This window comes from Streptomyces sp. NPDC002057, from assembly GCF_040296665.1.
Taxonomy (GTDB): domain Bacteria; phylum Actinomycetota; class Actinomycetes; order Streptomycetales; family Streptomycetaceae; genus Streptomyces.
In genome coordinates, this window is record NZ_JBEOXR010000040.1 from 50472 (window position 1) to 63460 (window position 12989).

9 protein-coding genes are annotated in these 12989 nt (G+C 75.7%); 6 read left to right on the forward strand and 3 right to left on the reverse strand.

What is annotated here, in order from left to right; all coding sequences use genetic code 11:
* Nucleotides 1-42 precede the first annotated feature (42 nt).
* Together ABT129_RS26650 and ABT129_RS26655 are read left to right on the forward strand one after the other, a co-directional pair.
* Nucleotides 43-1374 carry a vWA domain-containing protein gene (locus ABT129_RS26650; protein ID WP_351906551.1) on the forward strand — a complete coding sequence of 444 codons (1332 nt, stop codon included), beginning with the start codon at nt 43-45 and terminating at the stop codon, nt 1372-1374.
* Between the two features lie 41 nt (nt 1375-1415).
* The gene (locus ABT129_RS26655; protein ID WP_351906554.1) at nt 1416-2867 is read left to right on the forward strand and encodes an FHA domain-containing protein; all 1452 of its coding nucleotides are present in this window, start codon (nt 1416-1418) and stop codon (nt 2865-2867) included.
* Nucleotides 2868-2876: 9 nt separating this feature from the next.
* On the opposite strand, the gene ABT129_RS26660 is transcribed toward ABT129_RS26655, so the two are convergent.
* The gene (locus tag ABT129_RS26660) at nt 2877-3830 is read right to left on the reverse strand and encodes a methyltransferase domain-containing protein (protein WP_351906557.1); all 954 of its coding nucleotides are present in this window, start codon (nt 3828-3830) and stop codon (nt 2877-2879) included.
* Between the two features lie 85 nt (nt 3831-3915).
* Between ABT129_RS26660 and ABT129_RS26665 the strand changes: the two genes are divergently transcribed.
* From ABT129_RS26665 to ABT129_RS26680, 4 genes are all read left to right on the forward strand, one after another.
* On the forward strand, nt 3916-4320 hold the full coding sequence (locus tag ABT129_RS26665; protein ID WP_351906560.1) for a globin: 405 nt from the start codon (nt 3916-3918) through the stop codon (nt 4318-4320).
* A 208-nt stretch (nt 4321-4528) separates the two neighbouring features.
* Complete coding sequence (locus ABT129_RS26670) at nt 4529-7879, forward strand: FtsX-like permease family protein (protein WP_351906563.1); 3351 nt, start codon at nt 4529-4531, stop codon at nt 7877-7879.
* A 173-nt stretch (nt 7880-8052) separates the two neighbouring features.
* Nucleotides 8053-10854 carry an FtsX-like permease family protein gene (locus tag ABT129_RS26675; RefSeq protein WP_351906626.1) on the forward strand — a complete coding sequence of 934 codons (2802 nt, stop codon included), beginning with the start codon at nt 8053-8055 and terminating at the stop codon, nt 10852-10854.
* Complete coding sequence (locus ABT129_RS26680; protein ID WP_351906566.1) at nt 10851-11837, forward strand: ABC transporter ATP-binding protein; 987 nt, start codon at nt 10851-10853, stop codon at nt 11835-11837. Before ABT129_RS26675 ends, ABT129_RS26680 begins: the two co-directional genes overlap by 4 nt.
* Nucleotides 11838-11867: 30 nt before the next feature.
* Here ABT129_RS26680 and ABT129_RS26685 read toward each other — a convergent pair whose 3' ends face one another.
* Together ABT129_RS26685 and ABT129_RS26690 are read right to left on the reverse strand one after the other, a co-directional pair.
* Nucleotides 11868-12563 carry a DUF8010 domain-containing protein gene (locus tag ABT129_RS26685; RefSeq protein WP_351906569.1) on the reverse strand — a complete coding sequence of 232 codons (696 nt, stop codon included), beginning with the start codon at nt 12561-12563 and terminating at the stop codon, nt 11868-11870.
* Nucleotides 12560-12985 carry an acyl-CoA thioesterase gene (locus ABT129_RS26690; RefSeq protein WP_351906572.1) on the reverse strand — a complete coding sequence of 142 codons (426 nt, stop codon included), beginning with the start codon at nt 12983-12985 and terminating at the stop codon, nt 12560-12562. Before ABT129_RS26690 ends, ABT129_RS26685 begins: the two co-directional genes overlap by 4 nt.
* Between the last annotated feature and the right edge of the window lie 4 nt (nt 12986-12989).

Sequence of the window (12989 nt, forward strand, 5' to 3'; positions counted from 1 at the left end):
TCCCCCGTCCCTTCACCGTTGTTGCCCGAGGAGCCGTAACAGATGGCGAACTTCTCCAAGTCGACCGTGCCGCAGTTCTCGGTGGACGTCTACCAGAACGAGTTCCTGCCCGAGGGCGGCCGGGACGTCAGCGCGATCGTCACGGTCACCTCGACCGGGGGCGGCACCAGCGCGCAGCGGCTGGCCGCCCCGGCGGACGCCGGGGCGGCCGGCGTCGTGATCATGGTCGACTGCTCCGGCTCGATGGACTACCCCGCCACCAAGATGCGCGGCGCCCGGGAGGCGACCGCGTCCGCCGTCGACACCCTGCGCGACGGCACGGCCTTCGCCGTCGTCGCCGGTACGCACGTGGCGAAGGAGGTCTACCCGGGGAACGGCCGGCTCGCCGTCGCCGACGCCAGGACCCGGGCCGAGGCCAAGGAGTCGCTCCGCCGGCTGAGCGCGGGCGGCGGCACGGCGATCGGCACCTGGCTGCGCCTCGCGGACCGGCTGCTCTCCTCCGCCGACCTCACCATCCGGCACGGCATCCTGCTCACCGACGGCCGCAACGAGCACGAGTCGCCGGAGGAGCTGCGGGCCGCGCTCGACGCCTGCGCCGGCCGCTTCACCTGTGACGCGCGCGGGGTGGGCACCGACTGGGAGGTCAAGGAGGTCACCGGGATCGCCTCGGCGCTCCTCGGCACCGCCGACATCGTCGCCGACCCGGCCGCCCTCGCCGCCGACTTCACGACGATGATGGAAGAGGCCATGGGCAAGGGCGTGGCGGACGTCGTACTGCGCCTCTGGACCCCGGTCGGGGTGGAGATCGCCTACGTGAAGCAGGTGGCGCCGACGGTCGAGGACCTGACCGGGCGGCGTACGGAGGCCGGGCCGCGCGCCGGGGACTACCCGACGGGTTCGTGGGGCGACGAGTCCCGCGACTACCACGTGAGCGTCCGGGTGCCGCAGGCCGCGGTCGGCCAGGAGATGCTCGCCGCCCGGGTCTCCCTGATCGCCCCGGACCCGGTGGACGGCACCCCGCGTCCGCTGTCCCAGGGACTGGTACGGGCGGTGTGGACGGACGACCTGGCGATGTCGACGTCGATCAACCCGCAGGTGGCGCACTACACCGGCCAGGCCGAGCTGGCGGACGTCATCCAGCAGGGTCTCGATGCCCGCAAATCGGGCGATCGTGACGGCGCGACCGCCAAACTGGGCCGTGCGGTGCAGCTCGCGGCCGCCTCCGGCAACGCGGATACGGCGAAACTGCTTTCGAAGGTGGTCGACGTTGTCGATGCGGCGACCGGTACTGTGCGTTTGAAGGCGAAGGTCGCGGAAGCGGACGAGATGACACTCGAGACCCGCTCCACCAAGACCGTTCGCGTCAAGAGGTAGCCCGGCCAACGGGCCGGACGACGAGAGGGGGAAGCACCGACATGCCGACCTGCCCGAACGGACACCAGTCGGTCTCCGACGACTGGTGCGAGGTCTGCGGCCATCGCATGGCCGGGGCGGGTGCGCCGACGGGTGCCGTACCGCCGCCTCCCCCGCCGCCGCCCGCCTATGGATACCCCGGCCCCGACAGACCGGGGGGTTACGGCGGCCCCGAAGGCCCCGGTGGCTACGGCGGCCCCGGTGGTCACGGTGCTCCGCCCGCTCCCGCTGGCTACGGCCCCGGTGGCGACCCGAACGCGACGGCCCAGGCGGAGCTCTGCCCGCAGTGCCGTACGCCGCGCGAGCCCATGGCGCCGTTCTGCGAGGAGTGCCGCTGGAACTTCCTCACGAACACGGCGACCTCGTACACGCCGCTGGCCCCGCAGAACGTCCCGTCCCCGCAGCGGCAGCCCGGACCGCCGCCCGGCCTGAACCTGCCGCCCGGCTTCCAGTCCCCGCCGCAGCCGCCGCAGGGCCAGCAGCATCCCCAGGGCCAGCAACCCCCGCAGGGACAGCAGGCTCCCCAGGGACCGCCGCCGCAGGACCCGTTCGGCTACCAGGGATCACGGCCCTCTCAGGTGAACCGCCCCGCCGAGCCGTTGGGCGGCGACCCCACGCACCATCAGGCCCCGCCGCAGCGCCCGCCGGTGCAGCAGCCTCCCGCGCACCAGCAGCCGGCGCCCCCGGCCTACTTCCAGGCCCCGTCCGCCCAGGCCCAGGCCCCGGCGCCGCCCGCGCCGCCGCAGCCGCGCGCGGACGACGACTGGGTGCTCTCGCCCCCGTCGCAGCACCAGCCGCCGCAGCCTCCGCAGCACCAGGCTCCCCCTCAGCACCAGGCGCCTCCGCAGCCCCCGCAGCACCAGGCTCCCGGCCAGCACCAGGCGCCTCCGCAGCACCACGCGCCGCAGCCGCCTCCGCCGCCGTACGAGCAGCAGGGGCAGCACGGACAGCACGGACAGCAGGGGCACCAGGGGCAGCACCAGGCCCCGCCGCCCCCGCAGCAGCATCAGGCGCCCCCGCAGCAGCAGTTCCAGCCGCCGCGGCAGCCGCTGTCCTGGACCGCGGTGATCGGTCCGGACCGCGAGTACTTCATGGCGATGATGCAGCGCAGCGGCCCGGAGGCCACGGGCCTGAACCTGCCCGCGTACTCCCCGGACAAGCACCTGCCGCTCCAGGGCAACCAGATCTCCATCGGGCGCCGCCGGCACTCCACCGGCGAGTCCCCCGACGTCGACCTCTCGGTGCCGCCGGAGGACCCGGGCGTCTCGCACCAGCACGCCGTGCTCGTGCAGCAGCCGGACGGCTCGTGGGCGGTGGTGGACCAGAACTCCACCAACGGCACCACGGTCAACGGCGGCGAGGAGCCGATCCAGCCCTACGTCCCCGTCCAGCTCCAGGACGGCGACCGGGTGCACGTCGGCGCCTGGACGACGATCACGATCCGGCTCGGCTGACCCGCGTCCTCACGCCTCGGGCAGGGGCCAGGCGTACGGCCCTCCGGGGTCGTCCAGCCAGGCCCACTGCCGGTCGCCGCTGACCGTCACCCCGAAGCGCTCCCGCTCCGGCCGCCCCTCGCGCAGCCAGAGCGAGAGCGCTTCGCGTCTGTCCAGGACCTGGTCGGCCAGACCCCACAGGAAGCGGAAGTGCTCGTCCCCGGCGGGTCCGTGGCGCGGGGTGCGGGCGGCGACGCCCCGGAGCGCCACGAAGTACGCGGAGGTGGCCAGGAACCGTCCCTCGGCGTGGGTGCGGTCGCGCACCCGCAGCAGGATCAGCCCGGTGGAGAGCGGAGCGAGCACCAGGGCGCCGCTCCCGCACTGGGCGAGCCAGGGGTACGGGACCGAGGGCACCGCGCAGGTCGCCACGATCCGGTCGTAGGGCGCGCGCTCGGGGCAGCCGCGGGCCCCGTCGGCGGCGACCACGGCCGGCCGGTACCCGACCGCGGCGAGATGGGTCCGGGCGGACTCGGCGATCTCCTCGTCCAGGTCGACGGTGGTGACGTGCTCCGCGCCGAGCCGGTGGCTGAGCAGGGCCGCGTGGTAGCCGGTCCCGGCCCCGATCTCCAGGACGTCGTCGCCGTCGCGCACGTCCAGGGCGTGCAGCATCAGCGCCATCAGGGAGGGCTGGCTGGCGGAGGAGACCAGTTCCCCGTCCCGTACCCGGGTGGCGATCGCCGTGTCCGCGTACGCCCCGCGCAGCCAGCGGTCCCGCCGCCCGGGGTCGGGGTCGCCGGACCAGAGCCGCTCGTAGCCGTCGGTCCCGGGGACGTAGTAGTAGGGGACGAAGCGGTGCCGTGGGACCTCGGCGAAGGCGGCCCGCCAGGCGGGATCGGTCAGCACGCCCGCCGCCTCGATCTCCCGCACGAGCGCCCGTCGCGCCCGTGCGCCGGTCCCGGCGAACTCGTCCCGCCCGTCACCCATGTCTCCACTCTGCCGCCGCCCGGGGGCCCCGGCGAGCGGTCCTGGACCTCAAGTCCTAGGACGGGTCATCTGAGACGATGGAACGGTGAACGAGATTCCCGGGGAAACACCACAGGAGCAGACCTTCTACGAGCAGGTCGGCGGCGAGGAGACCTTCCGTCGCCTGGTCCGCCGCTTCTACGAGGGCGTCGCGGAGGACCCGCTGCTGCGCCCGATGTACCCCGAGGAGGACCTGGGCCCCGCCGAGGAGCGCTTCCGGCTCTTCCTCATGCAGTACTGGGGAGGCCCCCGCACCTACAGCGACCACCGCGGTCACCCCCGGCTCCGGATGCGCCACGCCCCGTTCGCCGTGGACCGGGCCGCCCACGACGCCTGGCTCCGCCACATGCGGGTCGCCCTGGACGAGCTGGACCTGGCCCCCGAGCACGAGCACGAGCTGTGGCGCTACCTGACCTACGCGGCGGCCTCGATGGTGAACACGGCCGGCTGACCGCCTTCCGCTCCCCGTCCGTGCTCCCCCCGGCACGGACGGACACATTCCGGAGCCGGAACCCCGGATAACGGTCACGATCACGTCAAGGCGGGCCCGCAAGCGGTTTCCAACGGCACATGCACTCTGAAAGCATCCGAGAGAAGTTTCGGGAGCGTTCGGTACGTGTTCGACGTGCGCACCGTGATCAGGGTGGCCAGGGGGATGGGTGACGGGGTTCGTACTTCTGCGCGTCAGGGCGCACCGGCTGCTGCTGGCCGCGGCGCTGCTCGCCGTGCTCCTGACCACCTCGGCGCTCGCCACCCTCGCCTCCTTCTCCGGGGCGATCGGGGACGCCGCGCTCCAGGCCGGACTGCGCGGGCGCTCCGCGTCCGCCGCCGCGCTCGTGGTGAGCGGGCAGGTGCCCGCCGCCCAGCGGGCGACCGCCGAGGAGGCCGTCCGGGACGGGGCGCGGAAGACCTTCGACGGACTGCCGGTGACCGTGCGGCGCCTCGAACGCTCGGGGCCGTACGCGCTTCCCCGGAGCCTCCGGGCGCCCGCCGCCCGCGGCGGCGACCCCGACCTGACCCACTTCGCCGCGCTCGACCGCTCGCGGCTCTCCCTCGTCCGGGGCTCCTGGCCCTCGGCCGCCCGGGCGGCCGGCGTGGTCGAGACGGCGCTGCCCGAGGAGGCGGCGCGACGGCTGCGGGTCGGCCCAGGGACCGTGGTCGAACTGCGCGACCGGATCGACGACCGACCGCTGAGGGCCCGGATCACCGGCGTCTACAAGCCCGTCGACACCGCCGACCTGTACTGGCGGCTCGACCCGGCGGGCGGGCGCGGGGTGCGGACGGCCACGTTCACGACGTACGGCCCGCTGCTCGTCGACCCGGCCGTGCTGGTCTCCGGGGCGCTGAGCTCCGGTGAGACGTCCTGGCTCGGCTCCGCCGACTTCTCCGGCCTCACCACCGACCGCATCGACGCCCTGCGCGCCGCCGCGACCGAGGGCCCGAGGACGATGTCCGCCGACACCTCCCGCTTCGGTACGACCATCTCGGTGTCCACCGCGCTTCCGACCGTCCTGGAGCAGACCCAGCGGGCGCTGCTCGTCTCCCGTTCCACCCTCCTGATCGTCGCCGTACAGCTGGTGCTGCTCGCCGCGTACGCGCTGCTGCTCGTCGCCCGGCTGCTCAGCACCGAGCGTTCCGGGGAGACCTCGCTGCTGCGGGCCCGGGGCGGTTCGCGGCGCCGGATCGCCGGACTCGCCGCCGTCGAGGCCCTGCTCCTCGCCCTTCCGGCGGCGGTCGCCGCTCCGCTCCTCTCCGGACCGCTGACCCGGCTCTTCGCCGAGGAGAGCGCCCTCGCCTCCCTCGGCGTACGGCTCGACACGACCCCCTCGCTCCAGGTGTGGCTGGTCGCCGCCGCCGTGGCCCTGTGCTGCGCCGCCGCCGTCGTCGCGCCCGCGCTCGCCACCGGGGACGGCTCCGGCGTCTCGCTGCGCCCGGCGCGCTCGGCCGCCCTGCCCGGTCCCGTACGGGCCGGCGCGGACCTCGGCCTGCTGGCCGTCGCGGCCGTCGCCTACTGGCAGTTGCAGCGCCCCGCCGCGGCGGGCGGCACCGCCGGCGCGGGCGGGTCCGGCGGCTCCGTGGACCCGGTGCTCGTCGCCGCCCCCGCCCTCGCCCTGCTGGCCGGCACCGTCCTGACGCTGCGTCTGCTGCCGCCCGCCGCCAAGCTGGCCGAACGGCGCGCGGCGGGCGCGCGGGGGCTCTCCGCCGCGCTCGCGGGGTGGCAGCTCAGCCGCCGGCCGCTGCGCGGGGCGGGCCCCGTCCTCCTCCTCGTCCTCTCCGTGGCGATGGGCATGCTGGCCATCGGGCAGAGCGGCTCGTGGGAGCGTTCGCAGCGCGACCAGGCCGACTTCCGGATCGGCTCCGACGTCCGTGTCCTCGGCAGCGGCCCCGGCGAGCCCACCCAGACCGAGCGGCTGGGCACCGTGCCCGGTGTCCGCGCGGTCACCCCGGTGCACCGCGTCACCATGGACGTCGCCGGGAAGAGCGCGACCGTCCTCGCCGCCGACACCCGGAGCCTCACCGACGGTCTGCTGCTCCGCGACGACCTCGCCGACGTCCCCGTCCGTTCCCTCCTCGCCCCGCTCGCCCCCGAGCCCGCGAGCCGCCCCGGTCTCCCGCTGCCCGCCGGCACCCGGTCGCTCACCGCCGACCTGCGGTTCACCGAGGCCACCGGCGACGGCGCCCAGGTCGTCGCCGTCCTGGAGGACCCGGACGGCATCCCGTACCGGCACACCATGGGGTCGCTGGGCGCCGACGGCCGGACGCACCGGATGACCCTCGACCTCGGTGCCCTGACCGCCGCTCCCGGCGCCGAGGGGAACCGCGGCTCCGCCGGCCGGCTCACCCTCGTCGGCCTGGAGCTCTCCGGCCACGTCGACCCCGACGTGAACGTCAGGCAGACCCTCCGCGCCGAGCGCTTCGGCGTCGTCCCGGCGGAGGGACCCGAGCGGGTCCACTCCCCCGCGCGGGTCCTCGCCCCCTGGACGCGCGCCTTCGAGCAGACCGAGGAGAACGTCCCCCAGGGGCCGCAGGCCACGACGGCCGTCCCCGGCGCCGCCGGGCCCGGCGGCCGTCCCGCCCCGTTCTCCGTCTCGTTCGGCCTCGTCGGCGCTCCCCCGGAGACCCTCTGGGGGCAGGGCACGGACTTCGCCCTGCGGTTGCGGGCACCCGCGCCGAAGGCACCCGCCCGGGTGTCCGCCGTCGCCACCCGGAGCTTCATGGCGGCCGCCGGCGCCAAGCCCGGCGAGCTCATCGAGGTCACCGTCGGCGGTCGCGTCAAGGTCGTCGTCGACCGCGTCGTCGACGAGCTGCCCACCACCGGCCCGGGCGCCCCGGCGGCCTCCGCGAACGGTGCGGGCGCCGCCCCCGACACCGGTGGCGCGATCCTCCTGGACCTGACCTCGGTCAACCGCTACCTGTCCACCGATGCGGCCTCGTCCGTGGCGCCCACCGAATGGTGGCTGTCCGTCGCCCCCGGCCGGGCGGACGAGGTCGCCGCCGCCCTGCGCGCCCGTCCCCACGCGGACCCGGCCCAGGTCCTCGTACGCGACGAGCTCGCCGCCGAGCTGCTCGGCGACCCGCTCGGCGCGGGCCCCAACGCCGCCCTGATGGCGGTCGCCGCCGCCGGCGCCGCGCTCGCCGCCGTCGGCTTCGCGGTCGGTTCGGCCGGAGCGCTGCGGGAACGGGCCGCCGAGTTCGGGGTGCTGCGGGCGCTCGGCGCGCCACGCCGCCGCCTCGCCCGGCTGATCGCCGCCGAACAGGGGCTGCTCGTCGGCATCGGCCTGCTCATCGGCGTCGGACTCGGCACCGTCCTCGCGCGGGCCGTCGTCCCGCTCGTCGTCCTCACCGGCCAGGCCACGCGGCCCGTCCCCCCGGTCCTCGTCGCGCTGCCCGTCGGCCAGGTCGCGCTGCTGCTCGCCGGCGTCGCCGCGCTGCCCCTGGCCATGGTCGCCGCGATCGCCCTGCGCCGCGCCGACCCGGCCGTCACGCTGCGCCGGCAGGGGGACCACTGATGTCAGCGACCGCCGGGGAGAACCCGGCCGGCCGGGACGGTGCGGAGGCGAACCCCGGCCGGACAGGCGCCGAGACGCCCCCGGGCGCCGCCCGCCGTGGCCGCGCCGAAGCGTCCGGGGGCGGTCACGAGACGACCCCCGAGACACCCGCCGTACGCAGGAAGGCCCCCGACATGCCCCGGTCCCGGTCCGACGAACCCGCCCGCGCCGTGGCGCCCTGGGTGCGGACCCGGCTGCGGACCGCGCCCTGGGCCGCGGCCTCCCTCGCCCTGCTCGTCCTGGTCACCGCCTACCTCGCGGCCGCGCTGCCGCGCGCCGTCGCCGCGTACGAGGGCGAGGGGCTCCGGCACGACATCCGGACCGCCGCGCCCCGCACCACCGCGCTCCAGGTGACCGCGGGGACACCGGGCCTCCAGCACCCCGCGGCCGTACGCGAGGCGGCGCTCGCCCCCGCCCTCCTCCAGGAGCGGTACGACAAGGTCCGCGCGCTGCTGCCGAAGCCGCTGCGGACCGATCCTCGCCAGTCCGTGCACGGAGTCCGCACCGTGGAGTGGGTCGGGGGGATCGACACCTGGCTGCCCCGGCCGGACGGGATCGCCCCCGTGTTCGTGCTCTCCTCCCTGTCCGGCCTGGACTCCCACGCCACCCTCCGCGCGGGCCGGGCCGCCGCCGGCACCGCCGCCCGGCCGGAGGCGGTGGTCAGCGCGAAGACCGCCGAGACGCTGCGGATCAAGGTCGGCTCCGTCGTGCACATGCCCAGCCGGACCGGCACGGAGCCGGTCGCCGTCACGGTCACCGGGATCGTGGAACCGCGCGAACCCGAGCAGTCGTACTGGGCCGTGGAGACGCAGCTCCACACCCCGACCCTCGCCGCGACCGACGGCCCGGAGGTCAAGTACTACTGGCAGGCCGCGCTGCTGCTCTCCCCCGCCTCGGCGCCCGCGCTGCTCTCCACCGGCGGCGAACCGGAGGTCTTCTTCCGGTTCACTCCCCTCTCCGGGCACCTCACCGCCGACGACGCGGACCGGCTCGGCGCCGCCCTGGCCTCGGCGACCGCCGGCCCCGACCTGGTCAGGCTCCGCCAGGTCGTCGGCCCCACCGGCACCTTCAGCACCGACCTCGGCCTGGTCGTCGACTCGTACCTCTCCATGCGCGCGGCGATCAACCCGGTCGTGGCCGTCGCCGTCTTCGGCATCGCCACCGTCGCCGTGGTCGTCCTCGCCATGACCGGCAGCCTCTTCGTCACCCGCCGGGACGGCGAACTCGCCCTGATCCGCTCCCGCGGCGCCTCGCTCACCGGCATCGGCCTGCGCCTGCTCGGCGAGACCTCGGCCGTCGTCGTACCCGCCGCGGCGCTCGGCCTCGCCCTGGCGGTGGCGACCGTACGGGGAGCGGACGACGCGCCGGCGTCCGCCGACGGCGTCCCGCTGCTCCCCTCCCTGCTCGCCGCCTCCGCCGTCGCCCTGCTCGCGATGCTCGTCCTACCCGTGCGGGCCGTCGCCCTGCACCGCCGCCCGCGCCTGCACGGCGGACGCGACGACCTGCTCACCGCACGCCCCTCCCGGCGCCGCACGGTCGTCGAACTCACCCTGCTCGTCCTCGCCGTGGGCGCCGTCGTCGCGCTGCGCCTGCGGGGCACCGGCGACGCCGGGGACCACCTGGTGAGCGCCGCCCCGGTACTCGTCGGCCTGATCGCCGCCATGCTCCTCGTACGGATCTATCCGCTGCCGCTGCGCCGGCTGGGCCGCCCGGCCCGCCGGCTGCGCGGCGCGGTCGGACCGCTCGCCCTGGCCCGCGCCGGACGGGTCTCCTCCACGGGCGCGCTCCTCGCCCTCGTCCTCGCCCTCTCCACGGCCGCCTTCGGCGGCTCCGTCGTCTCCGGCATCGCCGACGCCCGCGAACGGGCCTCGCTCCTGAAGACCGGCGCGGACGCCCGCGTCGACGGCGCGCTCGACGGGGCGCCCCTGCCGTCCGGCCTCGCCGAGGCGGTCCGCGGTACGGCCGGGGTACGGGACCTGACCCCGCTGCAGATCGACTACGCCGTGGCGCTGCCGTCTCACGAGGGCACCTCCGCGCCGTCGATGACCTCGTCGCTCATCGGCGTCGAACCCGACTCGTACACCCGGCTCGCCCGGCGGACCGGTTTCGGGCCGTTCCCCGCCGAGCTGCTCGCTCCGACGACGAAGGACGGCACCCGGGCCACCGGCCCGGACCGGGTGCTGCCCGCCGTCGCCTCACCGGCGGTCGCCGAGCGGCTCGGCCGCGAACCGCAGGAGATCGTGTCGTCGGCCGGGATCTTCCGGGTGAGGGTCGTCGCCGTCCGGCCGGTCACCCCGGCCCTGCCGGACGCCAACTTCCTCCTCGTCAACAGCGCCGACCTGACCCACCGGGTGGCCACCGTCCTGCTCGTCACCGGCCCTCGCGACGGCGCCGCGCTGCGGGCCGCCGCGCGGGCCGAGTCACCCGCCCTCCAGGTGTCGATGCGGACCGAGGAACGGGCCGGCTACGCGGACTCGCCGCTCCAGGCAGGTGCCGGACGGATCTACCTGTCCGCGATCGGCGCGGGCGCCGGATACGCCGTGGTGGCCCTGCTGCTCTCCCTCCTGCAGAGCGCGCCGGAGCGCACGACGCTCCTCGCCCGGCTGCGGACGATGGGACTGACCCGCGCGCAGGGACGACGGCTGCTCGGGCTCGAAGCGCTCCCGCAGGCCTTCCTCGCCGCGCTCGGCGGCACCCTGGCCGGCTGGGCGACGGTGCCGCTGGTCGCCCCGGGCATCGACCTCGTCCGCCTCGCGCTGGCCGTGGCACCCGCCCACGCCCCCCTGGACGGCGCGCCCCTGCGGCTCGACCCGTGGTCGCTCGTGGTGCCCGCCGTCACGGTCGTCCTGATCACGGCGGTGGCGGCGGCCGGACAGGCCTGGTGGGCGGGGCGCAAGGGCTCGATCAAGGAACTCAGGGCAGGAGACGCACGATGACGCAGACCGACACGTCGAGCCGGACCGACGGGGTGGGCTCCGCCTCCGACCCCACCACCCTGGAGGAGCTGGAGCGGCGGGCGACGGCGCACCGCGACCGTCCCTCGTACGGGCACGACGCCCTCATCGCCTGCGACCGGCTGGTCCGGATCTTCACCACGGACGGGGTGGAGGTGCAGGCCCTCCAGGGACTCGACCTCCTGGTGCGGGAGGGCGAGCTGATGGCCCTCGTCGGCGCCTCCGGCTCCGGCAAGTCGACCCTCATGAACATCCTCGCGGGCCTGGACGTGCCGACCGCCGGCGCCGCCCGGGTCGGCGGGTGCGACCTCCTCGCGATGGACGGCAGGGCCAGGCTGCGCTACCGCCGCGAGGTCGTCGGCTTCGTCTGGCAGCAGACCTCCCGCAACCTCCTGCCCTATCTGACGGCCGCCCAGAACGTGGCGCTCCCCATGCAGTTGCGGGGCCGGTCGAAGCGGAAGGCGGAGCGGGCCGAGGAGCTCCTGTCGATGCTGGGCGTCGCGGAGGCCCGTGACCGGCGTCCGCACCAGCTCTCCGGCGGTCAGCAGCAGCGGGTGGCCATCGCGGTCGCCCTGGCCAACAACCCGGCCGTGCTCCTCGCCGACGAGCCGACCGGCGAGCTGGACTCGGCCACCGGCGAGCAGGTCTTCGCGGCCTTCCGCCGCGCCAACGAGGAACTGGGCACGACGATCGTGATCGTCACCCACGACCAGGCGGTCGCCTCCGAGGTACGCCGCACGGTCGCCATCCGCGACGGCCGCACCTCCTCGGAGGTGCTGCGCCGCACGGAGGTCGACGAGCAGGGCAAGGAGTCGCTGGTGGCGCGGGAGTACGCGATGCTCGACCGCGCGGGCCGGCTCCAGCTCCCTGCGGAGTACACACGGGCCCTCGGCATGGAACACCGCGTGGCCCTCGAACTCGAACACGACCACATCGGGGTGTGGCCGGACGACGCGGAGCGCTGAGCGGGCCGCGTCGGCGCGCCTCGGCGTGCGTCAGTGCGGGGTGACGCTCAGGGCCATGGGGGCGGTACGGAGGGCGATCGAGCCGTACGGGGTACGCAGCCGCAGCCACGGGCCGGAGGCGAAGAGCGCCACGGGGACGTCCGCGCCGCCGACCGGCACCTCCGCGGCCGGCGTCCCCGCGGGCGGCAGGAAGCCCAGCGACTGCGCGGCGTGCACGGCCCGCAGCGGAAGGCCGGTGGGACCGAGGGTCCGGGACCAGATCTCGCGGCCGATCCGGTCGCGCTCGGCCCTGGTCCGCCGCTCCTCGGGCAGTTCCTCGTCCCGCGCCCGGAACTCGGCGACGGCCGCGGCGACCGCGCCCCGCATCTCGGCGGCGCGCGGCAGCCCGCCGACCGGCTGCCAGCCGGCCCGGGGCGGGAGGACACCCGCCCAGGGCGGCCCGGTGACCGAGTCCGGGACGACCGCCTTGCCCGCCGACTCCTCGATGCCGTCGAGGAGCTCACCGGCGGAGACGGTGACGTCGAGGTCCACCGCGTCGACGAGTCGCGCCGTACGGATCGCGAGCACCTCGAACGACGGCGGCCGTCCGAAGACGGCCAGCGCCCCGCCGCCCGCCTGGAGGCGGACGGCGGCGGCCCGGTCGTAGTGGACGAGCCGGGTCAGGAAGGCGGCGAGGGCCGCCGCCTCCCTGGCGTCGTCGAAGTGCAGCGGCGCGAGCACGGTCATGCGGCGGACGTCATCCCGTCGTCGACGTACTCCTGGAGGAACGCGCGCTCCTCGGAGGAGATCCGGCGCGGTCGCTGCGCCTCCAGGTCGAAGGGCACGACGACCGTGGACGCCCGGACGTACACGACGTCCGCGTCCTTGACCTCGTACGCGATCGTCAGCGACGCCGCGCCTATCTTCGTGACCCACGACTCGATGGTCACCGGCTCGTGCCGGTGGACCAGCGGCCGCTTGTAGTCGATCTCGTGCCGGGCCACGACGGACCCGCCCGAGAACGAGGGGGAACCGTCCCCCGGCGCCAGCCGGAACATGAAGTCGATCCGCGCCTCTTCCAGGTACCGCAGGAAGACGACGTTGTTGACGTGCCCGAAGGCGTCCATGTCCGACCAGCGCAGGGGACAGCTGTAGATGTGCCTGGTCACTGAC